At 72.4% G+C, this 26207-nt stretch carries 17 protein-coding genes; 8 read left to right on the forward strand and 9 right to left on the reverse strand.

What is annotated here, in order from left to right; all coding sequences use genetic code 11:
- Nucleotides 1-261: 261 nt before the first annotated feature.
- Nucleotides 262-3930, forward strand: a complete 3669-nt coding sequence (locus tag ACIBEJ_RS32495) for a UvrD-helicase domain-containing protein (RefSeq protein ID WP_397186682.1) — start codon at nucleotides 262-264, stop codon at nucleotides 3928-3930.
- A complete protein-coding gene (locus tag ACIBEJ_RS32500; protein ID WP_397186683.1) occupies nucleotides 3924-7190 on the forward strand; it encodes a UvrD-helicase domain-containing protein in 3267 nt (1088 codons plus the stop codon). The genes ACIBEJ_RS32495 and ACIBEJ_RS32500 overlap by 7 nt, the downstream gene beginning before the upstream one ends.
- Before the next feature lie 8 nt (nucleotides 7191-7198).
- Here ACIBEJ_RS32500 and ACIBEJ_RS32505 read toward each other — a convergent pair whose 3' ends face one another.
- The 4 genes from ACIBEJ_RS32505 to ACIBEJ_RS32520 are packed head-to-tail and all read right to left on the reverse strand — an operon-like array spanning nucleotide 7199 to nucleotide 12369.
- Nucleotides 7199-8263: a type III PLP-dependent enzyme gene (locus ACIBEJ_RS32505; protein WP_397186684.1), complete on the reverse strand. Its 1065-nt coding sequence runs from the start codon at nucleotides 8261-8263 to the stop codon at nucleotides 7199-7201.
- Nucleotides 8260-9807, reverse strand: a complete 1548-nt coding sequence (locus ACIBEJ_RS32510; protein ID WP_397186685.1) for an IucA/IucC family protein — start codon at nucleotides 9805-9807, stop codon at nucleotides 8260-8262. The genes ACIBEJ_RS32505 and ACIBEJ_RS32510 overlap by 4 nt, the downstream gene beginning before the upstream one ends.
- A gap of 1 nt (nucleotide 9808) precedes the next feature.
- The gene (locus ACIBEJ_RS32515) at nucleotides 9809-11248 is read right to left on the reverse strand and encodes an IucA/IucC family protein (protein WP_397186686.1); all 1440 of its coding nucleotides are present in this window, start codon (nucleotides 11246-11248) and stop codon (nucleotides 9809-9811) included.
- Entirely contained in the window at nucleotides 11230-12369 is a 1140-nt protein-coding gene (locus tag ACIBEJ_RS32520; protein ID WP_397186687.1) for a siderophore biosynthesis protein, read from the reverse strand. The genes ACIBEJ_RS32515 and ACIBEJ_RS32520 overlap by 19 nt, the downstream gene beginning before the upstream one ends.
- A 157-nt stretch (nucleotides 12370-12526) precedes the next feature.
- On the opposite strand from ACIBEJ_RS32520, the gene ACIBEJ_RS32525 reads away from it, so the two are divergent.
- From ACIBEJ_RS32525 to ACIBEJ_RS32540, 4 genes are all read left to right on the forward strand, one after another.
- On the forward strand, nucleotides 12527-12823 hold the full coding sequence (locus ACIBEJ_RS32525; RefSeq protein WP_397186688.1) for a hypothetical protein: 297 nt from the start codon (nucleotides 12527-12529) through the stop codon (nucleotides 12821-12823).
- A 39-nt stretch (nucleotides 12824-12862) separates the two neighbouring features.
- Nucleotides 12863-14179, forward strand: coding sequence for an ATP-binding protein (locus ACIBEJ_RS32530; protein ID WP_397186689.1), 1317 nt, complete (start codon nucleotides 12863-12865; stop codon nucleotides 14177-14179).
- Nucleotides 14176-14838: a response regulator transcription factor gene (locus ACIBEJ_RS32535; RefSeq protein ID WP_397186690.1), complete on the forward strand. Its 663-nt coding sequence runs from the start codon at nucleotides 14176-14178 to the stop codon at nucleotides 14836-14838. The genes ACIBEJ_RS32530 and ACIBEJ_RS32535 overlap by 4 nt, the downstream gene beginning before the upstream one ends.
- 77 nt (nucleotides 14839-14915) lie before the next feature.
- A complete protein-coding gene (locus ACIBEJ_RS32540; RefSeq protein WP_397186691.1) occupies nucleotides 14916-15698 on the forward strand; it encodes a class F sortase in 783 nt (260 codons plus the stop codon).
- A 19-nt stretch (nucleotides 15699-15717) separates the two neighbouring features.
- On the opposite strand, the gene ACIBEJ_RS32545 is transcribed toward ACIBEJ_RS32540, so the two are convergent.
- The 3 genes from ACIBEJ_RS32545 to ACIBEJ_RS32555 are packed head-to-tail and all read right to left on the reverse strand — an operon-like array spanning nucleotide 15718 to nucleotide 21150.
- A complete protein-coding gene (locus ACIBEJ_RS32545; RefSeq protein WP_397186692.1) occupies nucleotides 15718-17667 on the reverse strand; it encodes a protein kinase in 1950 nt (649 codons plus the stop codon).
- A 1-nt stretch (nucleotide 17668) separates the two neighbouring features.
- Nucleotides 17669-19273: a hypothetical protein gene (locus ACIBEJ_RS32550; protein WP_397186693.1), complete on the reverse strand. Its 1605-nt coding sequence runs from the start codon at nucleotides 19271-19273 to the stop codon at nucleotides 17669-17671.
- 5 nt (nucleotides 19274-19278) lie between these two features.
- Nucleotides 19279-21150: a serine/threonine protein kinase gene (locus ACIBEJ_RS32555; RefSeq protein WP_397186694.1), complete on the reverse strand. Its 1872-nt coding sequence runs from the start codon at nucleotides 21148-21150 to the stop codon at nucleotides 19279-19281.
- A 138-nt stretch (nucleotides 21151-21288) separates the two neighbouring features.
- Between ACIBEJ_RS32555 and nudC the strand changes: the two genes are divergently transcribed.
- Nucleotides 21289-22260 carry an NAD(+) diphosphatase gene (nudC, locus tag ACIBEJ_RS32560; protein ID WP_397186695.1) on the forward strand — a complete coding sequence of 324 codons (972 nt, stop codon included), beginning with the start codon at nucleotides 21289-21291 and terminating at the stop codon, nucleotides 22258-22260.
- 4 nt (nucleotides 22261-22264) lie between these two features.
- On the opposite strand, the gene ACIBEJ_RS32565 is transcribed toward nudC, so the two are convergent.
- Together ACIBEJ_RS32565 and ACIBEJ_RS32570 are read right to left on the reverse strand one after the other, a co-directional pair.
- Nucleotides 22265-22513, reverse strand: a complete 249-nt coding sequence (locus ACIBEJ_RS32565) for a mycoredoxin (RefSeq protein WP_397186696.1) — start codon at nucleotides 22511-22513, stop codon at nucleotides 22265-22267.
- A gap of 77 nt (nucleotides 22514-22590) precedes the next feature.
- Nucleotides 22591-23475 (reverse strand): alpha/beta hydrolase, encoded by an 885-nt coding sequence (locus ACIBEJ_RS32570; RefSeq protein ID WP_397186697.1) that lies wholly within the window; start codon nucleotides 23473-23475, stop codon nucleotides 22591-22593.
- A gap of 106 nt (nucleotides 23476-23581) precedes the next feature.
- Here ACIBEJ_RS32570 and ACIBEJ_RS32575 point away from each other — a divergent pair, with 106 nt between their 5' ends.
- On the forward strand, nucleotides 23582-25666 hold the full coding sequence (locus ACIBEJ_RS32575) for an ATP-dependent DNA helicase UvrD2 (RefSeq protein WP_397186698.1): 2085 nt from the start codon (nucleotides 23582-23584) through the stop codon (nucleotides 25664-25666).
- Nucleotides 25667-26207: the final 541 nt, after the last annotated feature.

The raw sequence follows: 26207 nt of genomic DNA on the forward strand, positions 1-26207 counted from the left end.
GCGGGCGCCGATCGTGGGGGTCGCTTCTCACGTCGGACACACGGCCCGCCGTAACGGCCCGGCGTCGGGGATTTTTGGGGCGTGGGGTGGGCGGCGGGTTGGCGGGATATTGGGGGATTGGGCCGGTAGCGTGGGCGGACCCGTGGGGAGAACGGTCAAGGCGGCACGATCTACCCCTGTGGTCTGGTGGAATCTAGTGCTGTGAGTGGTCAGACCTGGCGGTTGGTGCGACGTGGGGGCGGGGGACCGGTTGAGGCCCCTGTGCTCGACGAGTACCAGCGTGCCGTGGTCGAGCATCCGGGTGGGCCGCTGCTGGTGCTCGCCGGACCCGGCACCGGGAAGACGACCACCGTCGTGGAGACCGTCGTCGACCGGATCGAACGGCGGGGGCTGGATCCTGAGCGGGTGCTCATCCTGACGTTCGGCCGGAAGGCGGCCGGTGAGCTGCGGGAGCGGATCACGGGACGGCTGCGCAGGACCACGCGTACGCCGCTGGCCGTCACCTTCCACAGCTATGCCTACGCGTTGTTGCGTCGCGAAGCCGTACAGGCTGGGCTGGAGCCGCCGCGGCTGCTGAGCGGGCCGGAGCAACTGCTGGAGATCCGGCGGCTGCTTCACGGTGAGCTGGAGGACGGCGCCCCGCAGTGGCCGCAGGCCCTGCGGGAGCCGCTCAAGACACGCGGGTTCGCCGAGGAGTTGCGCGACTTCCTGTCGCGGGCGGGGGAGCGCGGGCTCGACGGCGATCGCCTGGTAGCGCTCGGCCGTCAGCACGGCAGGGCCGACTGGGTGGCGGCGGGCAGGTTCTCCCTGCGCTACCAGGAGCGTTTCGACCTCGATCCCGAGCCGGTGCTCGACTACGCCGAGCTGATCAAGGCCGCGGCGGGCCTGCTGTCGGATCCCGACGTACGCCGCCGCGAGCGGGCGGCCTACGACATGGTGTTCGTGGACGAGTACCAGGACACCGACCCGGCCCAGGAGTACCTGCTGCAGCAGCTCGCCGGCGACGGCCGGGACCTGGTGGCCGTGGGCGACCCCGACCAGTCCATCTACGGCTTCCGTGGCGCCGACGTCCGCGGCATCCTGCGCTTCCCCGAGCGCTTCCGCACCCTGGACGGCCGCGAGGCGCCCGTGGTGGCCCTGCGCGTGTGCCGCCGCAGCGGGTCCGACCTGCTGACGGCCTCCCGCCGCGTCGCCACCCGCCTCCCCGCCGCCCCCACCCCCGACCTCACGATCATCCCCGACCTCACGGTCACCCCCGACCCGACCGTCCCCCAGCCATCCGGTACGGCCCAGCCGCCCGCGGACCAGGAAGAGCCGCTGGACCCCGCCTTCGAAACCCTCCTGACCACAGGCCCCACGGACGACCTGCCCGGCGACGACCCGTTCGAGATCACCGGCATCGAGCCGCCGATCACCGACACCGAGCAGCCGATCACCGGCATCGAGCGGCCGATCACCGACGCCGAGCCGCCGATCACCGACACCGAGCGGCCAGCCGCCGACACCGGGGAGCCCGGCGCCGAGCCGCCTGCCGACGATCGTCCCGAGCCTCGGGCAGCCGCCGTCCCGTACGTGCCGAAGGCGTGGGGGCACCGGGACCTGGTGCCGCTCGACGACGCCGAACCCGGCGAGGTCCGGGTGCTGCTGGCCGACTCCACCAGCCAGGAGGCCGCCGTGGTGGCCGACGCGCTGCGCCGGGCGCACCTGATCGACGGTGTGCCGTGGCACCGGATGGCCGTGCTGGTCCGCTCGGCCACCCGCCAGGTGCCGCTCCTGCGCAGGGCTCTGGTGAGCGCCGGAGTGCCCACGATGGTGGCGGGCGACGAGGTGCCGATCGCCCAGGAGCCCGGGGTTCGGCCCCTGCTGACGACGCTCAGGATGGCGCTGTACCCGGAGGAACTGGACGAGTCCGTGGTGGAGGAGCTGCTCACCGGTCCGTTGGGCGGCACCGACATGATCGGCGTGCGCCGCCTCCGCCGCGCCCTGAAGATCGCCGAAAACGAGGCCGCCGCCGCAGAGGAAGCCACGGAGGAAGCCGCCGAGGAAGCCACGGAGGAAGCGGCCGCGCCTCAGGAGGAGGAAGCGCGGGCTCAGGAAGACGAGGAAGCCCGGCCGCAAGCAGGGGAGGAAGCGCGGGCTCAGGAAAGCGAGGAAGCGTCGGTTCAGGAAGGGGAGGAAGCGGGGGCTCAGGAGCGGGCCGGCGAAGCGGGGGAAGCTCGGGCCAGGGAAGGCGTCAGGTCCTCTGGCGAGCTGCTCGTAGCGGCCATCCGGGACGTACGCGAACTCACCCGCATTGAACCCCACATAGCCCACCCCGCAGAACGCATAGCCAACCTCCTCCACGCCGCCAAGGAAGCGGTCAAGGCGCAGAGCACCGCCGAGGAGGTCCTCTGGGCCATCTGGCAGGGCAGCGGCCTGGCGGAGCGCTGGACCGACCTGAGCCTGTCCGGCGGCGCGCGCGGCGCCCAGGCGGACAGGGACCTCGACGCCGTGGTGGCGTTGTTCGACCACGCCGCCAGGTTCGTGGACCGGATGCCCAGGGCCGGTGCCGAGGTGTTCCTGGACGACATCGCCTCCCAGGAGATCCCGGGCGACACGCTGGCCGAGCGGGCGCCGGACGGCGACGCCGTGCGGGTGCTGACCGCGCACCGCTCCAAGGGCCTGGAGTGGGACGTCGTGGTGGTGGCGGGCGTTCAGGAGGGCGTGTGGCCGGATCTGCGGCTGCGGGGCTCGATGCTGGGCGCCGAGGACCTGGTCGAGCTGGCAGAGGGCGCGCAGCCCAGTACGGCGTCGCTGGCCTCGAAGCTGCTGGCCGAGGAACGCCGCCTGTTCTACGTGGCCGCGACCAGGGCGCGTAGGAGGCTGGTCGTGACGGCGGTCGGCGGGGAGGACACCGACGAGCGGCCGTCGCGGTTCCTGGCGGAGCTGATGCCGGGTTCCGTGGAAGCGGCGACGGTGGACGACCAGGCCCGCTGGCTGAACATGTCGGCGCTCGTGGCCGACCTCCGCAGCGCCGTAACAGATCCCACAAAGTCGGCAAAAATCCGGCAGGAGGCCGCGCAACACCTGGCCAGGCTCGCCGCCGCGGGAGTGCAGGGCGCGCATCCCAACGACTGGTACGCGCTCACGCCCATCTCCGACGACCGCCCCCTCGGCTGGCCGGACGACATCGTGCGCATCTCGCCCTCGGCCGTGGAGAGCTTCACCAAGTGCGGCCTGCGCTGGCTCCTGGAGACGGCGGTCGGCGCCGCGGGGACGAGCAGCGCCCAGGGCCTCGGCACGGTCATCCACGCCCTGGCCGTGCTGGCCGCCACCGACCTGCCCAGCGAGGACCTCCTCGGCCGCCGCCTGGACGAGATCTGGAGCGAACTGGACTTCGGCGGCGTCTGGTTCAACCGCAAGCAGCGCCAGGTGGCCGAGCAGATGATCACCAAGTTCCTGCGCTGGCACAAGGAGAACCCGCGCGAACTCGTCGCCCTGGAGGAGGCGTTCACGGCCATGGTCGGCGACGGCGTCCTGATCAAGGGCAGGGTGGACCGGGTCGAACGCGACTCCGACGGCCGGGCCGTCATCATCGACCTCAAGACCGGGTCGAGCAAGCCCAAGGCGGGCGACCTCGACCGCCATCCCCAGTTGGGCGTCTACCAGCTCGCCGCGCTGCTCGGCGCCTTCGCCAGGCACGGCATGAGCGAGCCCGGCGGCGCCTCGCTGGTGCAGCTCGGCAAGGCGGGCGGCAAGAACGACGCGCTGGAGCAGGCTCAGCCCGCCCTGGCCGACGACCGGGACCCCGGCTGGGCCAAGGACCTGGTCGACACCGTCGCGATCGGGATGTCGGGCCCGTTCTTCCAGGCGAAGGTCAACGACGGCTGTCGTACGTGCGCCGCGAAGGCCAGTTGCCCGGTCAACGACAACGGGGGCCAGGTGTGCTGAGTCCGGGAGAGCTCGCCGACAAGCTGGGCGTCCTGCCGCCCACTCCGGAGCAGGAGTACGTCATCCAGGCGCCGCTGGAGCCGATGGTCGTCATGGCCGGGGCGGGCTCGGGCAAGAGCGAGACCATGGCCGGGCGCGTGGTCTGGCTGGTCGCCAACGGGCTGGTGAGCCCGGGCAACGTGCTCGGACTCACGTTCACCCGCAAGGCCGCCGCGGAGCTGGCCAACCGGGTGCGCGAGCGCCTCAACGGCCTGGTCGAGGCCGGACTGGTCGAGCCGTCGCTGCTGGACGAGGAGCCGACCGTCTCCACCTACCACGCCTACGCCGCGCGCCTGGTCACCGACCACGCGCTGCGCGAGGCGCTGGAGCCGACGATGCGCCTGGTCACTCCGGCCGTCTCGTGGCAGCTCGCCTCGCGGGTCGTGGCCATGTACGACGGGCCGATGGACAAGATCGAGCTGGGGCCGCCGTCGGTCACGGCCGCCGTACTGGAACTCGCGGGGGAGCTGTCGGAGCACCTGCGCGCGGGCGCGGACGTGCGGGACGTCGGCGAGTGGCTCGACGAGCAGTACGGCCTGCTCCCCGCCAAGACGACGGTGGCCCAGCGCAAGCCCGTCTCGGTGCAACGGGCGAGGGAGCAACTCCTCCCCCTGGTGGCGGCCTACGAACGGCTGAAGCGCGGCCGCGAGGTCATCGACTACGGCGACCAGATGTCGCTGGCCGCCCGGATCGCCAGCAAGCACCCCGAGGTCGGCCAGATCGAACGCGACAGGTTCTCCGTCGTCCTCCTCGACGAGTACCAGGACACCAGCCACGCCCAGCTCGTCCTGCTCAGGAGCCTGTTCGGCGGCGGGCACCCGGTCACCGCGGTCGGCGACCCCTGCCAGTCCATCTACGGCTGGCGCGGCGCCTCCGCGGGAAACCTGCGCCGCTTCGCCCAGGACTTCAGGACGGCCTCCGGCGACCAGGCCCCGGTGCGGCAGCTCTCGGTCAGCTTCCGCAACGGCGACCGCGTCCTCGACGTCGCCGCCCGGGTCCAGATCCCGCTGCGCATGGAGGCCAGGGAGGTGCCCGTCCTGGTGCCCGGCGCCAACCGCAAGGACCGCGGCCGCGTCACCTGCGCCTTCCACGAGACCGCCGAGGACGAGGCCGAGTGGATCGCCGAAGGCATAAAGAAGATGCTCGGCCAGGACGTCGCCCCCGACGGCCTGCCCTGGGGCGAGAAGGAACGCAAGAAGACCCTGGAACTCCAGCCCCAGGACGTGGCGATCCTGGCCCGCAAGCGCTCGCAGTTCCCCGCCCTGCGCCGCGCGCTGGAGGCCCGCGACATCCCGGTGGAGGTCGTCGGGCTCGGCGGCCTGCTCACCGTCCCCGAGGTCAACGACATCGTCGCCACCCTGCGCGCCCTGTATGACCCGACGGCCGGAGACGCCCTGGCCAGGCTCATGGCCGGGCCGAGGTGGCGGATCGGTCCCGCCGACCTGCGCCAGCTCGGCGAGTACGCCCGCGAGCTGACCCGCGAGGCCAGGGAGGGCGCCAGGCCGGAGAAGGACCCGCTCGACCAGGTGGTCGCCGACCTCGCGGAGGAGCGCGGCAGCCTGATCGACGCCCTGGACGAGCTGCCGGATCGCGAGGAGTGGCTGGAGTCGTTCTCGCCGCTGGCCAGGACCCGCCTGGTCGCGCTGGCTCACGAGCTGCGCCAGCTCCGCGCCCACACCGCCCAGCCGCTGCCCGACCTGATCACCGAGGTGGAGCGCAAGCTCGGCCTCGACATCGAGGTGGCCGCCCGCGGCGGCACGGTCAGCGCCTTCGCCGCCCGCGCCGACCTGGACGCCTTCCTCGACGCCGCCTCCCGCTTCGCCGGTGACGCGGAGGACCCGACGCTCGGCGCGTTCCTGGCCTACCTGGAGGCGGCGGAGAGCGAGGAGTTCGGCCTGGAGGCCGGGCGCGTGGGCGAGAGCAACAGCGTGAAGCTGATGACCGTGCACGCCTCCAAGGGACTGGAGTGGCCGGTCGTGGTGGTGCCCGGACTGTCGCAGCTCATCAGCTCGAAGGGGACGATCGCCACCGGCAGCATGTTCCCGGCGACACCGGTCACCAACAGCCGGTGGACCGACAACCCGCGCAAGCTCCCGTACCCCCTCAGAGGGGATGCCGCGGACCTGCCCCGGCTGGGCGGGCTGAGCAAGGAGGAGCTGGGCGCGTTCGACGAGCGCTGCCGCGCGCGCGACCTCATGGAGGAGCGGCGCCTGGCCTATGTGGCGGTCACCAGGGCGCACTACCACCTGATCGCCTCCGGCTACCGCTGGGGCAGCGCGACCAAGCCGCTGGAGCCGTCGGAGTTCCTGCTGGAGATCCGCGACACGAGCGACCGCGTGGCCTTCTGGGCGCCGGAACTGGCCGACGGCGCCACCAACCCGCTGCTGGACGAGCCCGCCGAGGCCACCTGGCCGGTCGTCCCCGAGGGCGACAGGTACGAGGCGGTCCTGGACGGCGCCCGCCTGGTCGAGGACGCGCTGTCCGGCCGCCTGGACGGTCCGGCCGAGGACCAGCCGCTGAAGTCCTTCGAGCAGGAGCGCGTGCGTGCCTGGGAACGCGACACCGACCTGCTGCTGCGCGAGCGCGAGCTGTATCGGCGCGGCGGCGGCAGGACGGTCGAGCTGCCGTCGAAGCTGACCGTGTCCTCGCTGGTCACGCTGGCCGCCGACGCCAAGGAACTGGCCCGCAGGATCCGCCGCCCCGTCCCCGTCAAGCCCGCGCCGCTGGCCCGCCGGGGCACCTCGTTCCACCGCTGGCTGGAGACGCGCTGGGACCAGCAGCGCCTCATCGACGACTTCGAGCTGCCCGGCCTGGAGATCGTCGAGGAAGAGGCCGACGTACGGCTGGCCGAGCTGCAGGAACGCTTCGAGGAAAGCGAATGGGCCACCCGCAAACCCCTGGAGCTGGAGGTCCCCTTCGAGACCATGATCGCCGACCGGGTGGTCAGAGGCCGCATGGACGCCGTCTTCCAGTTGCCCGACGGTTCGTACGAGGTGGTCGACTGGAAGACCGGCGCCCGCCCCACGGGCAAGGCCGCTGCCGCCGCCTCGGTGCAGCTCGCGGCGTACCGGCTGGCCTGGTCACACCTAGCTAAGGTCCCACTCGACCAGGTGGGCGCCGCCTTCCACTACGTCCGCTCCAACGAGACCGTCCGCCCCGTGAACCTCCTCGACGCCGACGGCCTCATCGCCCTCGTAGAAGCCGTCCCCCACACCACCTGACCCCATCCTCACTCGGACAGGTAGTGGAAGGTGGGTTTGGGGTGCATGAGGAAGTCGTGGTGGGAGATGTTCCAGGCGTAGGCCCCGGCCATGGCGAAGATCACGGTGTCGCCCACCCGGATCGAGGTGGTGACCCCGCGGGCGAAGACGTCCTTGGGAGTGCAGAGCTGGCCTGCCAGCGTCACCGGTTCCTCGTGCACCCCGACGCCGTCGCCGGTGGGCAGGACGGTGAAGGGCTGGTCGTGGCCCTTGGTGACGGGGGTGCGCAGGTGGTGGGTGCCGCCCAGGACGATCGCGTACGCCATGCCGCGCACCCGCTTCACGTCCACGACCCTGGTCACGTAGTAGCCGCAGTACGCGGTCAGAGAACGGCCGGGTTCGACGCGGACCGTCTGGCCGGGGGTGCGCAGGCGGGCCAGGCCGGTGCCGTAGGCGGGCCAGTCGAAGCGGGCGGACGGGTCGTGGTAGTCCACGGCCATGCCGCCGCCCAGGTTCACCTCGCCCGGGTCGCTGGACAGCAGGGTCTCGGCCAGCTTCAGCAACTGGTCGGCGTTCAGGCCGCTGGCGAGGTGGTAGTGGCGGCCGCGTAGCCGTACCCGGTCGTCGAACAGGGGGAGGCAGGCGCGCGCGTCCTCCTCGTCCATCCCGAACGGGCCGTTCATCGTGAGGGCGGCGCCCTCGACGGGGAGGTCGGGGTTCACGCGCAGGAGGACGTCGGCGGGGCGGCCCGAATCGAGCAGGCGGCGCAGTTCGTTCGGGGACTCCACGTGCAGGCGGTGGGCGGGCAGGAGCAGTTCGGCGTCGGTCTTGCCGGGGCCGCCCAACGCCAGTGGTTTGTCCGGGAAGAGGGCGCTGACGTGGGCGTGTTCGCCGCCTGAGGAGACCTCGAAGCCGTCCACGTGGGGTTCGAGGACGCGGAGCAGCTCGGGGTCGGGGTTGGCCTTGACCGCGTAGTAGAGCTCGATGCCGGGCAGGGCTCGCCGTACGGCCGAGGCGTGCGCGTCGAGGGCGGGCAGGTCGTAGACGTAGGCGGGCGCGTCCCCGGCGGCCTGGGCGATGCGGTCGGTGTTCATGCGAGCGGGTTCGCGATCGGGACGTATCCGGCGGCGCGGTCGGCGGCCCTGGCCCAGCGCACCGACAGGTTCGCCTTGGCGGGCAGCGGCGCGCCGGCCAGCAGGTCCGACAGCGGCACGGGGTGGCCCAGGTCGGCGGCGACCCGGCCGATGATCTCGGCGGCGGCCTTCCACAGCCGCGCCAGCGTCGCGTCGTCGGGCGCCACGCTGGCGGCGATCTCGGTGAGGTGGTTGACCAGCAGGCAGTAGGCCACCCTGGCCCAGCCGCGCTCGGCGTCGTAGGACAGCGACTCGGCCACGCGGGCGGGCACGCCGGTCAGGTCGTGGCGGCCGGTGACCAGCTTGGTCCCCTCCAGGTCGCGGAAGACCACCTCGGCGGGCAGGCCGTCGGGCCCGAGCCCGACCAGCACGTTCTGCAGGTGCGGCTCCAGGACCACGCCGTGCCGGAAGTACAGCTCCAGCACGGGCGGCACCAGCGCCGCCACGTAGGCCCGCCACCAGGCGGCGGGGTCGGGCGTGCGCACGCCCTCGGCGGCCAGCGCCCCGGCCAGCACCGGCGTGACGCCGGGGGAGGTGACCGACCACGGGCTGGAGCGCACGATCACACCGAGCCCCTCCAGCAGCCGCGTGCCGAGGCCCGCGGAGCGGTAGCCGGGTTCGGGCAGCCAGCGTGTCGCAGGGTACTTGCCGGAAATTTCGTCAAATATCGTGCCCAAACGGCGGTTCAGCTCCACCGCCCCCGCCAGCTCGTACCACGCGTTCTTCCGTACACAATTCGTGATCCGGACATCCAGCGAGAACTTCAGGCACACCCCGAGATCCGGCGCGTAAACCGTCCTGACCGACGACGTCGGCACCACCGCCGGCCCCGGACCCAGGTCGACGAGCCGGTCGTCGAAGACCGGGCCGAGCAGGTCGAGCTGCCACGGGTGCGCGGGCAGCAGCGTGTAGCCGGGCGGCGCCTCTCCCAGCCGGTCCAGCACGCCGGTCACGCCCTCCTGCGCCACCACGTCGTCGCGCACCCCCAGCAACCGGAGAGGGAAGCGCGCGTGCGCCTCCGGCGCGTACGCCAGCCAGTCCCGCCCGCCGCGCGCCTTCGGGCTCGGATGGAACGGATGCCCGTAGACCAGCGCCTGCTCGGAGGCCAGCCACGGGTCGGCGGGGGCGACCGCCTCGGCCCGCGCCCGCAGGATCGCCTCCAGCGCCTCGCGGCTGGCGGCCACCTGCCCGGCGAACTCCGCGTTCACCTCGCCCAGGCTCAGGTCGGATACAGCCCGCCGTACCAGCTCATCGGTGGTCAGAGGCACCCAGACGCCCTGCTCCAGCCGCTCAGGCGGGCCGGTGAAGCGCAGCGCGGCGCCGCCGCGCGTGCGTGCCCGCAGCAACGCCCCGCCCACCCGCAGCAGCAGGTACGGCGGCGCCGGCCACACCTGGCCGCGCGGCCCCGCCACTTCCCGCACGCAGCAGCGCAGCAGCGCGGCCAGGGTCGCCTCCTCGGCACGTGGAGGCGACGCTGCGGGGGAGTCGAGGACCAGGCTTTCCACGTCACGCTCTCCTCAGGTAGTTGGGCCCGCTGGCGCCGTAGTACTTGTTGACGTCGCGGGCGCCGGAACGCTCCTTGGCCACCAGGGTGCCCGCGGTGATCATCGATTTCCCGGTGAGCCGGGCCGCGTCGAGCGTCCTGGCGCGCAGCAGCCGGGCCATGGGGTCCTCGCCGTGCTCGTCGAGCGCCTCGGCGAGGGTCTCGCGCAGCAGCCTCGCGGCCCGCTCGTGGGGCAGCGCCCCGAAGGCGACCGCCGCGGCGGCCAGGTGCAGCGTGATTGTCACGAACACGTCGGCCAGCGCGTGGGGGTCGTCGGTCAGCATGCGCTCGTCGGTGAAGTCAGGCGGCTCGATCCCGGCCGCGCGCAGCCGCGCGGGCGAGGCCAGCAGCCCGTCGTTGTCCTTGACCAGCAGCTTCATCGCGCCGTCGGTGAACACGAGCGCGAGGTTCTGCTGGTGCGCCTCCAGCGCGACGCCGTGGCGGACGAACAGCCGCACGTTCCAGCGCAGCAGGATGCGCAGGTAGCCGGGGACGACGTCGCCCAGGCGGTCGAGCACGGACGGAGCGTTCAGCGCGGCGACCGGGACGATCCTGCCCTCCGGCAGCCTGCGGATCATCCACGCCAGGTACTCGTGGCCGGAGTGCGCGTACGTCTGCTCGTCGGCGACGAGCACGTCCGGGTCGGCCAGCTCCCGCACCAGCAGCTCGGCCAGGGCGCCGTCGCGCAGCGTCCCCGGCTTGATCGAGCGGCGGTTGCGCACGCCCAGCGTGCTGACCGGGATCGGCAGCTTGAGATGGGTACGCGCGTCCAGCTCCACGGTCCGCATCGACAGCGTGGGCCGCACGATCGCCCGCCGCCCCCCGACCTCGCGCACCCCTTCGACCTTGAGTGCCTCGCCGATCGTCAGCGGGTGCACGGGGAACGGCTCGTCGTGGCCGGGCACCTCGACCCAGCGCAGCGCGAACGACGGCCCGAACTCCGGCGCGTACGCCAGCAGGTCCGACGCGCTCATCCCCACCCTGGCCCGCGAGGTCGGATACACCGGATGCTCCACGAACGCCGCCAGCGTCTCGTAGGAGGGGCCGCTCGCCAGCACCCGATCGGCGTGCCGGGCGTGCAGCTCACCGGCGGTCAGCGCCGCCGCGCACTCGTCGGCGAAGGCCGCCACGCCCTGCGCGTCGGCGGGGTCGGCGATCTCCGCCAGCGTGGCGAGCACCTGCTCAAGGCGCAGGCGTTCCTCGGGGGCCACGACGAAGTCCTGGTAGAGCGAGCCGGGCACCAGCCGGACGACCATGCCGTCGGCCAGGGTCAGCCGCACGCCCTCCCTGGTCCTGCTCACCCGCCGCGACAGGCCGCCGTAGTCCTCGCGCAGCAGGGCGTCGAGCACCCGCGCGGCCAGCCTGGCCTGGGTGGAGTCGGGAGTCACGCCGAGATCACCCACGGCCGCTCCGCTCGGTAGGCGTCCACCGCCGCCTCGACCCGGGCGCGGTCGGGGCCGACCGCGCGGATGACGCCCAGATAGTCGCGGTTGGTGTGGGTCCTGGTGATGTGTTCTCCGGCGGCGCGCAGGGGGCGGTGCCAGAGGCGGACGCCGTCGTGGGAGCGTTCCTCCGCCGCCGGAGCCTGGGTGATCGTTCCCGATCGGTCGGCGACGAGGCTGACGGCGGTGCCGTACCCGGGAGTGGGGGGTGTGGCGGGGAGCCGCTCGCCCAGGTGCGCGCGCAGGATCCACTCGAACAGCGGGACGCCCAGGATGTCGCCGAGCAGGAAGTCGCAGTGGTCGCCGATGACCCGGTAGTTCACCTCGACGATGCGCGGTCCGGCGGGCGTGAGCACGTACTCGGTGTGGCAGGCGCCGAAGCCCGCGCCCAGCGCCGCGAGCGCGGCCAGCACGTGCTCGTGCGGCCCGTCGGGCGCCCAGTCCAGCCGCTCCTCCACGAAGTGCGGCAGCGGCCCCAGCTTCGTCGCGTAACCGCCCAGCACCCGCGTGCCCGCCGCGTCGCCCAGCGTCTCCAGCGTGCGCAGCGGCCCCTCCAGGTACTCCTCCACGACCACGAACGCGCCCGGCCGCGCGCGCCGCACCGCCGCGACGGCCTTCTCGAGGTCCTGCTCCACCAGTATCACGTCCTCGCTGGCCACCCCCTCGCGGGGCTTTACCACCAAGGGGTACGGCAGGCCGCCGGGAACGGCGTCGTCCGGACCCAACTGGATCGAGAAGACCTCTTCCACCCCGGCCTCGGCCAGCTTCCGGCGCATCAGGTACTTGTTCTTGGCCGACAGGCAGGCCCGCCAGTCCTTGCCGGGCAGCCCGAAGTAGTCGACGGCCAGCGCGGTCTCGGTCTGCAGGTGGTCGGAGTTGCTGAACAGGGCGTCCGGCCGCCCGAGCCGCGAGACGGCGTCGATGAGGGCGCGCGGGTCGCGCACGTCGCAGGCCACCGCGTGCGGGTGCTGATCAGGCCGGTCGGTCAGGATCGTGACCTCGCAGCCGAGCGCGCGAGCCGCCGGCAGGAACCCGTCGGTCACGGAGTCCGTCGGCTTGAGCGCCGTCATGAAGAGCCGCAAAGCAGGGCACCCCCGGATCAGGTAAGGCTAACCTAACTCGGCGATGATAGTCCCGAGACGATCATCTCGTTGCCCCGACAGGCTAATCCGCCGGCAAATGAGAGTCTTCTCATTCTCATCTCACCGACGTCTCCTCCGCAGAGCCTACGGTCCTGTCATGACCCGTAAGACCACGCTCGTGGGCGCCACGGTCGGCGCGGTGCTCGCCGCGCTCGCCATGACGGTGGTGGTCAAAGCGGGGGCGGTCGAACCGGACCTCGGCGGTGAGATCATCGTCACCCCCACGGCCACCCCGCCGCCGCCCAGCCCGACGCCGGCCGTCACGCCGACCCGGAAGAAGGAAAGCGCGACGCCCACGCCCAGCAGGAAGAAGACCAAAGCCGACCCGGTACCACCCCCGTCGCCGACCAGGGTCCGCAGCGGGGATGATGATGAGGACGATGACGACGACTGAGCAGGCAAGGTGAGCGCGAGAGCACGGATCGTAGGCTGGATGCTCTCGGTCGTGACCCTGGCGCTCGGCCTGTCCATCTTCGCCGCCTGGAACGTCCTGCTGACCCGGGTGGACGAGCGGATCGCGGCCGAGTTCAAGCACGAGTACGAGGAACTGAGCGGCTACGCGGCCAAGCGTCCCGCCAACGACCTCGACGAGCTGCTGGTCGGCTACCTCCAGGTCAACGTCGCCGACCGGTGGGAGATGTTCTTCACCGTCGTGGACGGCCAGCCCCACCGCAAGGGCCTGGCCGAGTCGCCCGCCCCCCTCGACGAGGACGCCGGCCTGGTCGCCCGCGTGGCCGAGGCCGAACGCCCGGAGACCGGCACCTGGCCCTCCAGGGCCGGCGAGGTCCGCTGGGCGTCGGTCCCGATCCAGATCAAGGGCGACCGCCGCCAGGGCCACTTCGTCATCGCGATCTTCTACGAGCAGCACCGCCAGGAGGTCGTGGACGCCGTGCGCGTGCTCGGCTTCACCTCGCTTGCCGCGCTGGCGCTGGCGGGCGCGGCCGGCTGGTTCGTCGCCGGCCGCGTGCTCGCGCCGGTCAGGATGGTACGGCAGGCCGCCGAGCGCATCGGCGACTCCAGCGACCTGACCAGCAGGCTGGAGGTGGTCGGCAACGACGACGTGGCCGCCCTGGCCCGCACCTTCAACCACATGCTGGACCGGCTGCAACGCGCCTTCGAGGTGCAGCGGGAGTTCGTGGACGACGCCGGGCACGAGTTGCGTACCCCGATCACCGTCATCCGCGGCCACCTGGAGCTGATGGGCGACGACCCCGCCGAGCGGGAGGAGACGCTCGCGCTGGTCACCGACGAGCTCAACCGCATGAACCGCATCGTCGACGACCTGCTGACGCTGGCCAAGTCGGAGCAGCCGGGCTTCCTGTCGCTGGAGGAGGTAGAGCTCGCCGACCTGACCGTCAGCGTGATCGCCAAGGCCAGGGCGCTGGGCGAGCGCGAGTGGCGGGTGGACGAGGTGGCCGAGGCGCGCGTCGTGGCCGACCGCCAGCGGCTCACCCAGGCGCTCATGCAACTGGCCGCCAACGCCGTGCGGCACACCCAGGAGGGCGCGCTCGTGGCCGCCGGGTCGGCCGTGGACGGCGACAAGGTCCGGCTCTGGGTGCGCGACGGCGGCCCCGGCGTGCGGCCGGAGGACCGCGAGCGCATCTTCCAGCGGTTCGTCCGCGCGGGCAGCCGCTCCCACCAGGGCGCCGGGCTGGGACTGGCCATTGTGCGCTCCATCGCCGAGGCCCACGGCGGCCGGGTCTGGGTCGAGGACGGCGCCCGCTTCGTCATTGAACTGGAGATACGGTGAACCGGATACTCATCGCGGAGGACGAGGCCAGGATCGCCGCGTTCGTGGAGAAGGGCCTGCGGGGCAACGGCTTCGTGACCACGGTCGTGGAGGACGGCGAGGCCGCCTTCGAGTACGCGCGCAGCGGCGAGTTCGACCTCATGGTGCTCGACATCGGGCTGCCGTTGAGCGACGGCTTCACGGTGCTGCGCAGGCTGCGGCAGGCCAGGGTGACGCTGCCGGTGATCATCCTGACCGCCCGTGACAGCGTGGCCGACACCGTCGCCGGGCTGGAGGGCGGGGCCGACGACTACATCCCCAAGCCGTTCGCCTTCGAGGAACTGCTGGCCAGGGTGCGGTTGCGGCTGCGCACCGAGCGTACGCCCGAGGTGACCGTGCTGCGGGTGGGCGACCTGTCGCTGGATCTGCGCAGCCGCAGGGTGCACGTGGGCGGGCACGTGGTGGAGCTGTCGGCGCGCGAGTTCGCGCTGGCCGAGGTCTTCTGCCGCCATCCCGACCAGGTGCTGACCCGAGAGCAGTTGCTCAGCCACGTGTGGGGGTTCGACTTCGACCCAGGTTCCAACGTGGTGGATGTCTATGTCCGGTACCTGCGCAAGAAAATCGGGGCAGATCGGATCGAGACCCTGCGAGGTACCGGATATCGGATGAAAGCCCTCTAACGACGGCCTCATGGGGGTCCCACCGCCGCTCGGGAGTCTGGAGACCGGCAACGGAAACCACTCCCCAGGAGGACGGCATGGAACTCAGGCGGATCCTGATCGCCATCGCGCTCACGTGCGGGACCGGCGCGGCGGGCGCCGGACTCGTCGCGACCCCGGCCTCGGCCGCCCCGGCCACGCTGGCCCAGGCCGAGACCAGCCGCGACGACGATGACGATGACGACGACGGAGACGACGACCGCCGCGCCCCCCGCGGCGGCGTGGACACCGGCGCGGGCGGCACCCAGGACGACGACGATGACGACGACCGTCCCAGGGGCGGCGTCGACACGGGCGCCGGCGGCACCCAGGACGACGATGACGACGACGATCGGCCGAGGGGTGGTGTGGAGACCGGTGCGGGTGGCACCTGGACCGGCGCCCAGGCCGCCAACCCCGTGCGGCTGCGCGTCCCCGCCATCGGCCTGAAGACGAAGATCATCCCGCTGGCGATCGACAAGAAGGGCCGCCTGGCCGCGCCCAAGCGCTACGACGTGGCCGGATGGAACCAGGCCGGCCCCGAGCCCGGCGAGCGCGGCCCCGCCGTCATCGCCGGCCACGTGGACTCCAAGACGGGCCCCGCGGTCTTCTACAAGGTCCGCGGCCTCGACCCCGGCGACAAGATCCACGTGGACCGCGCCGACGGCACCACGAAGACGTTCACCGTCCACCGCCTGGCCCGCTACCCCAAGACCGCGGTCCCCAGCCGCACCGTCTACGGCCAGACGGCGGGCGCCGAGCTGCGCCTGATCACCTGCGGCGGCGTGTTCGACAGGAAGAAGGGCAGCTACCGCGACAACATCGTGGTCTTCGCCCGCTGACCCGGCCAACGGGGCGGGCTCAGCCGCCCGCCCAGAACAGCCGCCAGAACGTGTCGGCGTCACCGTTCATCGTGGCGAACGGCCGGACCTTCTTCCCGGCCAGGTCCACGACGTCCACCCGCCAGGGGCTCACCCCATGGTCGTAGACCAGCAGGTGGTCCTGGTTGAACCAGCCCCACAACTTCTGTTTCGCACCCAGCGGGAAGCGCCCGACGCGCTTCCCGCTCTCGTGTTCCACCACGCAGACAGCCCGCCTACCGGCGCACCCCGCGACCAGCAGCCGCCCGCTGACCTCGGCGGTGAGATCGTCCGCCGACCGAACCCCCTTGACCGTCCGCAGCAGCCGCCCGTCGAGCGCGTAGACCCCGACCGCCCCGCCCCCGGTCACCAGGACGGTCCCGTCCGGCCCCCAGGCGAAGTCCGCCGCCTTGGCCAGCCCGGAGACCTCCCGGTGACCGACCGTGCGAGCGGCCACGTCGACCACCGCGAACCCGGTCGCCCTGCCGTCGATGTCGGTCACGGTCAGCAGGACCCGCGAGCCGTCCCGCGCCCACGCCGGCCGCCGGACCAGCAGCGGGAGCTCCACCGTAGGCACCGAGAAGACCGGCGTCAGCGCCCGGTCGGTGAATTGCACGGTGTTGTTGCCCTCGGAGGCGTACTTGGGCGCGGTGTAGACCGATGCCACCAGCCGGCCGTCGGGCGAGACGACCGCGTCACGGTACTCCGGCAGGCGCAGGAACTCCCGCGTCCCCGGCTTCCTGACGAACCCCGGCTGCCGCAGCGACTCCTCCTTGACCGTGAACGAGGTCAGCCGGATCGGATCGCGCGGGCCCTCGAAGAAGGTGGCAGCCAGTTGCGGCACCGAGACCGCGACGGCGTCACCCGGCGGCGGCCCACTGAGCGCGGGCGAGGAAGCGGGCGAGGAAACGGACGAGGACGCGGGCGCGGACACGGCGGCGGACGGAACCTGCCGCGAAGTGGACGGCGTGAAAGGCCCCGGCCGCGTGATCAGGATCGTGCCCGTCACGGCCGCCGCCACGGCGAGTGCCGTACCTCCGATCAGGGCGGTGCGCAGGCGGCGGGGACGGCGCGAGACCGCCTGACCCTCGCGCAGCAGGCCCTCGGGCACCGCGTCGGGCTGACGCCGCTCCACCGGCCGCGTGACCCGCCCGGCGTTCCCGCCGCTGCCCGGCGCCGGATGGCCGAGCAGGCGCAGCAGCACCTGGCTGGCCCGCGGCCGCTCCGCCGGCTCCTTGACGAGGCAGGCAGCCACGATCTCGCGCAGGTCCCCGTCGAGCCCGCCCAGCTCGGGCTGCTCGTTCGCGAGCCGGTGCATGATCGCCGGAACCGAGTCCTGCCCGAACGGCGCCCGCCCCGTCGCCGCGAAGACGATCGTGGCCGCCCACGCGAACAGGTCCGCCGGCGGCCCCGCCACCGCCTGCCCGAACTGCTCGGGCGCCATGTACGCCGGCGTGCCCACCACCCCGCCGATCGTCGTCTCACCCGAGGCCGCCCGCGCGATCCCGAAGTCGATGACCCGCGGACCCTCCCGGCTCAGCAGCACGTTGGCCGGCTTGAAGTCGCGGTGCACGACCCCGGCCCGGTGGATGGCCGCCAGCGCGGTGACGGTGCCGACCGCGAGCCTGCGCAGCTCCCGCCCGCCGATCGGGCCGCGCTCACGCACGCTCGCCTGCAGCGTGGGCCCGTCGATGAACTCGCTCACGATGTACGGCACGCCGCTCTCGCTACCGGTCCCCAGCACCTGGGCGGTGCAGAACGAGGCCACCTCGGGCAGCACCTCCGCCTCGCGCAGGAACCTGGCGACGGCCTGTGGATCGGAGACCCGGTGCAGCATCTTGATGGCGACCTTCTCACCGCCCGTCCCCTGGCCGAGATGGACCACGCCCTGCCCGCCCGACCCCAGCGTGCCCAGGATCCGGTACTCGCCGACGCGCTCCAGGACGCTCACGTCAGAACCTGTCGAAGCGCAGGTCGGCCAGCTTGTCCTTCACGTACCTCAGCTCCGCCAGCTTCCGTTTCACCTTGCCGTCGAAGCCGACCGCCTCCACGATCATCTTCTGGCCGGCGACGCGGCCCACGATCAGGTGGTCCTCGTCGTACCAGCCGTACATGAAGCCGCGGGCGGGCGGCACGGTCGCCAGCCTTTTGCCGGTGTCGGCCTCCCAGATGCAGGAGGTCAGTTGCTTGGCGCAGCTCGTCGTGACCAGCCGCGTGCCCGACGGCGAGAACGGCGTCTGCCCGACCGGCCGCCCCACCCAGTGCATGGAGCGCACGACCTTGCCGGTCAGGTCCCGGTAGCGGATGCCCTCGCCGTTCTCCGGCGTCAGGTACCCGGACGCCACGAACTGGTCGCCCGGCGCCCAGCGGTAGTAGTAGCTGCTCCTGGCCTCCGGCGCCTGCTTCCTGAACTGCGCGACGTCCTCGTCGTTGGCCGTCTCGACGACGGTGGCGCGGCGCGTCGCGACGTCGATGAGGATGAAGCCCCTGACGAACGCGGCCTGCACCTGCTCGTCGCGCTCCAGCATCGACAGCAGCAGCGTACGGCTGTCGCGCGACCAGTGCGGCGAGACGCCCCAGCGCGGGTTCGTGACCGTCGGGACGGTGAACTTCTCGCCGGTGACCCGGTTGGTGAAGCCCACGTCCAGGCGCTCGGCGGTCAGGATGTGCAGCTCGTTGACCGTGGCCAGCCATCGGTTGTCGGGGGAGACCGGGGAGGAGATGTTGTCGCCGCCGGTCCGCTCGAAGCCCGATCCGTCCGGCGTGCGGGCGTAGGCCACGGAGTTCGCGCCGTTCTGGCCGACGTAGTAGGAGGTGAGGCGGACCCGGTCGGCCGCGTCCTCCCAGAGCGTGCCCGCGCCGTCGGGCAGGGTGATCGTCCTGGTGGCCGGGACCGGTTTCGGCGCGGCGGGGGCGGTGCTGGGGGCGGGGCTCGACGTGGTGCCCGCGGCGACCGGCCTGGCGATGAGCGTGCCGGGGGTCAGCAGGTATCCGAGCGCGCCGAAGACCAGCACGATGGCGACGGCCGCGCAGGTGAGCAGCAGCGCGCGGGGCCGCCGCCGCTCGGGCTCGGGCAGGTCGGGCAGCGCGGTCTCCAGCGCCCCCGACTGGCCGAGCAGGCGGAGCAGCGCCTCCTCGGCGGCCGGGCGGTGCTCCGGGTCCTCGGCCAGGCAGTCGGCCACCAGTTCGCGCAGCTCGCCGTGGAGGGCGCCCAGGTCGGCGGCGCCGTACCTGCGACGTTTGTCCACCTCGCCGAAGGGGTCGCGGCCGGTCGCCGCGAAGGCGACCAGCGCGGCCCAGGCGAACATGTCCTCGTGCTGCCCGCCCTCCCCGTCCGGTGTGCCGCGCAGCACGTGCGTGCCGTCCTGGCCGAGCACGACCGTGTGCGGGCCGAGATCGCCGTGAAACCCGCCGGTACGGTGGACGGAGGCCAGCGCGGTCAGCACCGCCAGCGCCAGCCGGTGGGTCGCGTTGGGCGACAGCGCGCCGCCCTCGGCCACCGCCTGGGCCAGCGTCGGCCCCTCGGCGCGCTCGGTGACCAGGATGCCGGGGTCCATGCCGGTCACCTTCCCGTGTAGACGTAGATCAGGTCGTCGCGGTCGTCCTTGCCGACCAGCTCGCCCATCACCCTCTGCGTACGGCCCCGCAGGTCGATGACGACGATCTGGTGCACCGCCTTGTCCTTGTCCCTGGGCTCGGTGATGATCAGGTGGCTGTCGTCGTACCAGCTCAGCAGCGTGCCGCCCTTCGCCCCGAAGACGGCGACGCTCTCCTGGCGGCCCCAGTTGGCGGTGTTCCACAGGCAGAAGCTGCCGCCGCTCGGGCACAGCGTCAGGAACGACGTGCCGGAGGGCGAGAAGCTGCGGCGTCCCCACAGGCGGCCGACCCAGTGCTTGGTCCACAGCTCGCGCCCGGTCAGGTCGCGGGCCTTGAGTCCCCAGCCGCTCTCGCTCTTGTAGTCGATGACCACGCCGGAGGAGTCGGGCAGCCAGGCGTAGATCCGCTCGGCCTTGTCGTCGGTCGGCACGGGCGTGGCGGTCCTGGAGACCGGGTCCACCAGGACGAAGCCCAGGGCCAGCTCGGGGTCGCCGCCGTCGACGATGTTGAGCAGCAGCCGCTTGGAGTCCGGCGCCCAGGTGGGGAAGGCGAGCTTGCCGTTGACCTCGGGCGTGACGGCGTACTGCTCCTTGGTCTTCCTGTTGACGATCGTCAGCGTGGGCTCGGCGTAGATCGCCAGCCACTGGCCGTCGGGGGAGAAGCCGAGGTCGGCGCCGGGCGTCTTCAGCTTGGTGAAGGTGTCGCCCTCGCGTACGTAGGTGTCCTTGCCCACCCGGTAGGCGCTCAGGACGACCGGGTCTGCGGGGCTCTCGTGCAGCGTCAGGCCGATGCCCGCGGCCTTGACGGTCTTGGTGGGCTTGGGCGGGGGGCTGGGGTCGGGCGCCGCCGTACGGACGTCCGCCGACGGCGAGGCGGGCGACGGGGCCGGTGCCGCGGACACGCCCCCGGCCGGCGGCGGCGCGGGCCTGGTCACCCGCGCGACGGCGTGCCCGCCCGCGGCCGAGAGCACCGCCAGCGCGAGCGCGGCGCCGACCAGCAGCGGCGCCCGGGAACGGCGCGGCGGCTCCTCCTCCCGCACCGGCGGCAGGTCGGTCAGCATCGAGTGGCCCACGAGCCGCATCAGCGCCTCGGCGGCCGTCGGCCGCGCCGCGGGATCCTTGGCCAGGCAGGCCGCCACGATCGCGCGCGGCGGGTCGGCCACGCCGCGCAGGTCGGGCTCCTCGCGCAGGATGCGGTTCATGGCGGCCGACATCGAGTTGGAGTGGAAGGGCGACTGCCCGGTGGCGGCGAAGACCACCGTCGAGCCCCACGCGAACAGATCGGCGGAGGCCGGGAACAACTCGCCCCCGAACTGCTCCGGCGCCAGGAACGCCGGTGAGGTGACCTGCTGGGTGGCGATCGCCGACCCCGACTCGACCGCGGCGCCGACTCCCGCGTTGATCACCCGCGGCCCGTCCGGCCCGAGCAGCACGTTGTCGGGACGCAGCGCCCCGTGCGCCAGGCCCGCCTGGTGGATGGCGGCCAGCGCGGTCATCGTGGCGATCGCCAGCCGGTGCAGGGCCGCGCCGCCCAGGGGTCCGTGCTCGATGACCTCCTGCTTGAGGCTGACCCCGTCCACGAACTCCGAGACGATGTACGGCCGCGCCCCCTGGAGCCCGGCGTCCAGGACCATCGCGCTGTGGAAGGCGTCCACCCGCTTCAGCCGCCCGGCCCTTTCCAGGAAGCGCTCCGGATCCTCCAGATCGGTGTGGAGCAGCTTCACCGCCACCCGCTCGCCGTCCGGACCGCGTCCCGCGTAGACCACGCCGGCCGGTCCTTCAGCGAGAACGTGCTCCAGCGTGTAGTCCCCGAGTTGCCGCGGGTCTCCTAAAGGCATCGATCGAGAGCCTCCGATCTTCACGATGCTGCGAGCCAATTATGTGGTTTCGGGGGTTTCGGTCGGAAGTGTGGCCGCAAGGCTTACCCGAACCTGGCGTCGTAGGATGACTGCGACTTTGGGGAGGGTGTGTCCGGCTTGGAGACAAGGGCTGCAGAACAACTGATAGGGCCGCTGTTGCTCGCGCGCGGCACCGTCGACAGATCCTCGACGCTGCGGGGTGACCGCGCCTGGGTGGAACGTGCCTGGGCCGACCCCGCGACCAGAGTCCTGGTCATCGACGACGGCCACACACTCGTCCGCCGCTCCGGCGAAGGCGCCGAGGCCGTGCTCTACACGACGGAGGAGGCCCCCGAAGGCGAGCGCTACCTGCTGGGCGTCGAGGACGGCACCGCCTACTTCGCCGTGGCCGCGCCCCTGCCGGGCGTCGACGCCGAGCTGAACGGCCGGGCGACCGTGCCCATGAGCCTGCGTGACACCCCGGAGGGGCGGCCGGTCGTGGCCGGGCTGCGGCAGGTCGGCGGGTTGCTCGGCGACCGGGACGCGGGGCTGCTGGTCTACGCCGTGGCGCTGGAGGCGTGGCACACGACGCACGAGCACTGTCCTCGGTGCGGGAGCCGTACCCAGGTCGAGGCGGGCGGCCACATCCGCGTCTGCCCCGTGGACGGCTCGCAGCACTTCCCGCGCGTTGACCCCGCGGTGATCATGCTGGTGCGCGACGAGGAGGACCGCTGCCTGCTGGCCCGCGGGCCGCAGTGGCCGGAGGGGCGGCTGTCGATCCTGGCCGGGTTCGTGGAGCCGGGGGAGTCGCTGGAGCACGCGGTCATCCGCGAGGTGGCCGAGGAGGTCGGCATCGCCGTCACGAACCCGCGCTACCTGGGCAGCCAGCCGTGGCCGTTCCCGCGCAGCCTCATGCTCGGCTTCTTCGCCGACGCCATCACCACGACGCTGACCCCGGACGCCGACGAGATCGCCGAGGCCCGCTGGTACTCACGCGAACAGCTCGCCGAGGCGCTGGCCTCAGGCGAGCTGCGGCTGCCGCCGCCGGTCTCGATCGCCAGGCGGCTGATCGAGACCTGGTACGGCGACCATCTGGTCGGTGACTGGTAGCCGCTCAGGCGGCCTGGAGAAGCGCCTTCACCTCACGCGCCGACGGGTTCGTCCGCACGACCCGGCCCTGGGGAGTCTCGATGACGACCGTCGGGACGACCTGGTTGCCGTTGTTCACGCTCTCCACGAACGCGGCGGCGCCGGGGTTGGCCTCGATGTCGACTTCACTGAAGCTGATGCCTTCGCGGGAGAGCTGAGACTTCAGCCTCTTGCAGGGGCCGCACCAGGTGGTGGTGTAGACCGTCAGCGCCATGAGGGTTCCTTTCGGGTAAACAGGCGCTCGGTGCAACAACGCCGGGGGCCCGCGTAATCCCTCGTGTTCCGGTGGGGTTAGCCGATGCGCTCGGAGATCCACTGCTGGACGCGCTCGGCCACGCCGGGCTCGCGGAAGAGCGGCGCGCTGTGCTCGGCGCCGGGCTGGGTGACGACCGTCACGTCCACGCCCACCTGGCCCAGCATCGTCTTGAGCAACTGGCTCTGCACCGGCGGCACGAACTCGTCCTGCGAGTGCAGCATCAGCATCGGCGCGTCCTTGGCGCTGGCGTGCCAGGGCACCTCCATGCTGGCCCACACCCGCGAGCACTTGCCCTTGGGCTCGCAGCCGCCGGCCAGCCGCATGGCGGCCAGGCGCAGGCGCCGCTTGTTGATGTCTGCCGTCTTGGCGCCGTCGGAGTAGGCGCGCAGCGGCGAGATCACCGGTGACAGCCCCACGACGCCCTTCAGGCCGGGCACGCCGTTGCCGTACGTGCCGACGGCGGCCGCGATGTGGCCGCCCGCGGAGAAGCCCACCACCACGAAGTTCGCCGGGTCGTACGACCAGCGCTCGGCGTGCTTGCGCGCCACGGCGATCGCGGAGAAGGCGTCGCTGCGCTGCGCGGGCCACGCCTGCTGGCCGGACAGGCGGTAGTTGAGGTTGAAGACCGTGTAGCCCATGTCGGCGTAGGTGCGGGCGATCTCCGTCATGTACTTCTTGTCGCCGCCGGACCACCAGCCGCCGTGGATCAGGAAGACGCCGGGCCGCTTGGTGCCGTCGGCGGTCCACCACACGTCCATGTCCTGGTTGCGCTGGTGGCCGTAGTTGACGCTCTCCGCCGACAGGCCGCCGAGACCGTTGGAGTCGACCGGGAAGGGGTCCTTCGCCGTCCCGGCGGCAGCCGCCGTCGGCGTGAGCACGATCGCAGCGGCGAGCGCGCTCGCGAAAACCGCAGTTCGCACGGCCTTCCCTTTCCCCCATGCAGTTGGTCGCGCCCCATTGTGGGGGAATTGACCTGTTCTTTGCATCTCGGTGATGTGAACGGGTGACGGGCGGCATGTTGCCAGAATGGAGCCCTTCACCGCCACCGGCTGGGAGGATGACGAGGTGAACAGCGTGGATGACGTGCTCGGCGGGCTCGACCCGGAGCAGCGAGCGGTGGCCGAGGCCGTGCGCGGGCCGGTATGCGTGCTGGCCGGTGCGGGCACCGGGAAGACCAGGGCGATCACCCATCGGATCGCCCATGCCGTACGGAGTGGGTACGTCGACTCCTCCAGCGTGCTCGCCGTGACATTCACCACACGCGCCGCGGGCGAGCTCAGGCAGCGGCTGCGCGCGCTCGGCGCGCCCGGCGTCCAGGCGCGCACCTTCCACGCCGCCGCGCTGCGCCAGCTCACCTACTTCTGGCCGAGGGTCATCGGCGGCGACGCGCCGTCGGTGATCGAGTCCAAGCTGCCCGTGCTGCGCGAGGCCTGCCGGATCACCCGCACCAGCCCCGACGTCCTGCGCGACCTGGCCTCGGAGGTCGAATGGTCCAAGGTCGTCCAGATCGCCCCCGAGGACTACACGGCCGCCGCCGCCAAGTTCAACCGCACGCCGCCGGTGCCCGCCGAGGAGATGGCCCGCGTCTACGACGCCTACGAGCAGATCCGGCGCGAACGGCACCTGGTCGACTTCGAGACGATCCTGGAGCTCACCGCCGCCGTGATGACCGAGCACCAGGAGGTGGCGGCCCAGATCCGCCAGCAGTACCGCTACTTCGTCGTCGACGAGTACCAGGACGTCAACCCGCTGCAGAAGCTCCTGCTCGACACCTGGCTCGGCGGGCGCGAGGACGTGTGCGTGGTCGGCGACCCCAACCAGACCATCTACTCCTTCACCGGCGCCAGCCCCCGCTACCTCACCGGCTTCGCCGTCGAGCACCCCGACGCCGCCGTCATCAAGCTCGTGCGCGACTACCGCTCCACCCCCCAGGTCGTCGACCTGGCCAACCTGGTCATCGCCAAGGGCCGCTCCACCCACCGGCTGGAGCTCCTGGCCCAGCGCAAGGACGGCCCCAAGCCGGTCTTCACCGAGCACGACGACGAGCCCGCCGAGGCCGCCGGGGTCGCCCGCGCCATCCGCAAGCTCATGGATAAAGGCGTTGCCGCCCGCGAGATCGCCGTCCTGTTCCGGGTCAACTCCCAGTCGGAGGCGTACGAGGAGGCCCTGTCCAAGGCCGAGATCCCCTACGTCCTGCGCGGCGCCGAGCGTTTCTTCGAGCGTCCCGAAGTGCGTCAGGCCGTCGTACTGCTTCGCGGCGCCGCCCGCTCCGAGTCCGGCGAACCCCTGGCCGGAGAGGTCCACCACATCCTCACCGGCATCGGACTCACCCCCGCCGCGCCCGGCGGCGGAAAGGCGCGCGAGAAGTGGGAGTCGCTGCGCGCCCTGGCCGACCTGGCCGAGGACATGGCCGCCGACGGAGCCGACCTGCCCGCGTTCGTGGCCGAACTGGAGCGCCGCGCGGGCGAGCAGCACGCCCCGCCGGTCGAGGGCGTCACGCTGGCCTCGCTCCACGCCGCCAAGGGCCTGGAGTGGGACGCCGTCTTCCTCGTCGGCCTCACCGACGGCATGATGCCGATCATCTACGCCGAGTCGCCCGAGCAGGTCGAGGAGGAGCGCCGCCTCCTCTACGTCGGCATCACCAGGGCCCGCGAGCACCTCTCGCTCTCCTGGGCACTGGCCCGCGCCCCCGGCGGCCGCAAGGGCCGCCGCCCCTCCCGCTTCCTCGACGGGCTGACCGGCCGCCCGGCCACCACCCCCCGCGCCGCCGCCGCGCCCGCGCGCGAACGCCGCCAGGTGGCCGCGCCCGTGTCCTGCCGCATCTGCGCCCGCAACCTCGCGACGGCGGCCGAGCAGAAGCTGGGCCGCTGTTCGAGCTGTCCCGCGGACTACGACGAGGCGCTCCTGGAGAGCCTCAAGGCCTGGCGCACCACGACGGCCAAGGAGGCGAAGATCCCGCCGTACGTCGTGTTCACCGACGTGACCCTCCAGGCCATCGCCGAGCGGGTGCCGCGGAGCGAGTCGGAGTTGCTGTCGATCGCGGGCATCGGCAAGGTCAAACTGGACAAGTACGGCGAGGCCGTCCTGGGCCTGTGCCGCGGCGGCGGGTAACCCCGATCAGGCTGGAAGCCCGGCCCCGGGACCGGCGTGACCTGGCTCGGGTCGGCGACCTCGCAACACTCCGCGCAGACCAGCTTCTGCTCGATCGCCGACCCGCACGCCGAATGACAGAAGCGCACCGGCGGACCCTGCGGCGCCCTGGCCGGCCTCCGCCTCGACCCCGCCCGCCCCTCCCACCCAGCCCCGACCCCGGCCCGAGCCCCCGATCCCGCCCAACCGGCCCCGCTCCGGCCCTCAGCTCCCGATCCCGCCGTGCCGGCCCCGCTCCGCCCTCAGCCCCGACTCCGCTCTTCCAACCCCAGCCCTCGATCCCGCCCTTCCAGTCCCGCTCCGCCCCTCAGCCTCGATCCCGCTCTACCGGCCCCGCCCCTTGCCCCTGCTCCGGTCCGCCCCACGCTCAGCCTCTGATCCAGCCCCTGCCTGTCTGGCGCGCTCCTCCATCCCGGCCGCGATCTCCGCCCATTTGCCCCAGCTCTTCCGGTCCCCGGTCCGAGCCCAGCTCTTCCGACTCCGCCTCTGCCCTGGTGTGGTT

Source organism: Nonomuraea sp. NPDC050790 (assembly GCF_044456745.1).
Lineage (GTDB): Bacteria > Actinomycetota > Actinomycetes > Streptosporangiales > Streptosporangiaceae > Nonomuraea.

Excerpts from the sequence above, each read along its gene's own strand:
- ACIBEJ_RS32530 (WP_397186689.1), top strand. The coding sequence starts at position 12,863 with ATGCTCTCGGTCGTGACCCTGGCGCTCGGCCTGTCCATCTTCGCCGCC.
- ACIBEJ_RS32525 (WP_397186688.1), top strand. The coding sequence starts at position 12,527 with ATGACCCGTAAGACCACGCTCGTGGGCGCCACGGTCGGCGCGGTGCTC.
- ACIBEJ_RS32540 (WP_397186691.1), top strand. The coding sequence starts at position 14,916 with ATGGAACTCAGGCGGATCCTGATCGCCATCGCGCTCACGTGCGGGACC.
- ACIBEJ_RS32555 (WP_397186694.1), bottom strand. The coding sequence starts at position 21,150 with ATGCCTTTAGGAGACCCGCGGCAACTCGGGGACTACACGCTGGAGCAC.
- ACIBEJ_RS32550 (WP_397186693.1), bottom strand. The coding sequence starts at position 19,273 with ATGGACCCCGGCATCCTGGTCACCGAGCGCGCCGAGGGGCCGACGCTG.
- ACIBEJ_RS32575 (WP_397186698.1), top strand. The coding sequence starts at position 23,582 with ATGGAGCCCTTCACCGCCACCGGCTGGGAGGATGACGAGGTGAACAGC.
- ACIBEJ_RS32565 (WP_397186696.1), bottom strand. The coding sequence starts at position 22,513 with ATGGCGCTGACGGTCTACACCACCACCTGGTGCGGCCCCTGCAAGAGG.
- ACIBEJ_RS32505 (WP_397186684.1), bottom strand. The coding sequence starts at position 8,263 with ATGAACACCGACCGCATCGCCCAGGCCGCCGGGGACGCGCCCGCCTAC.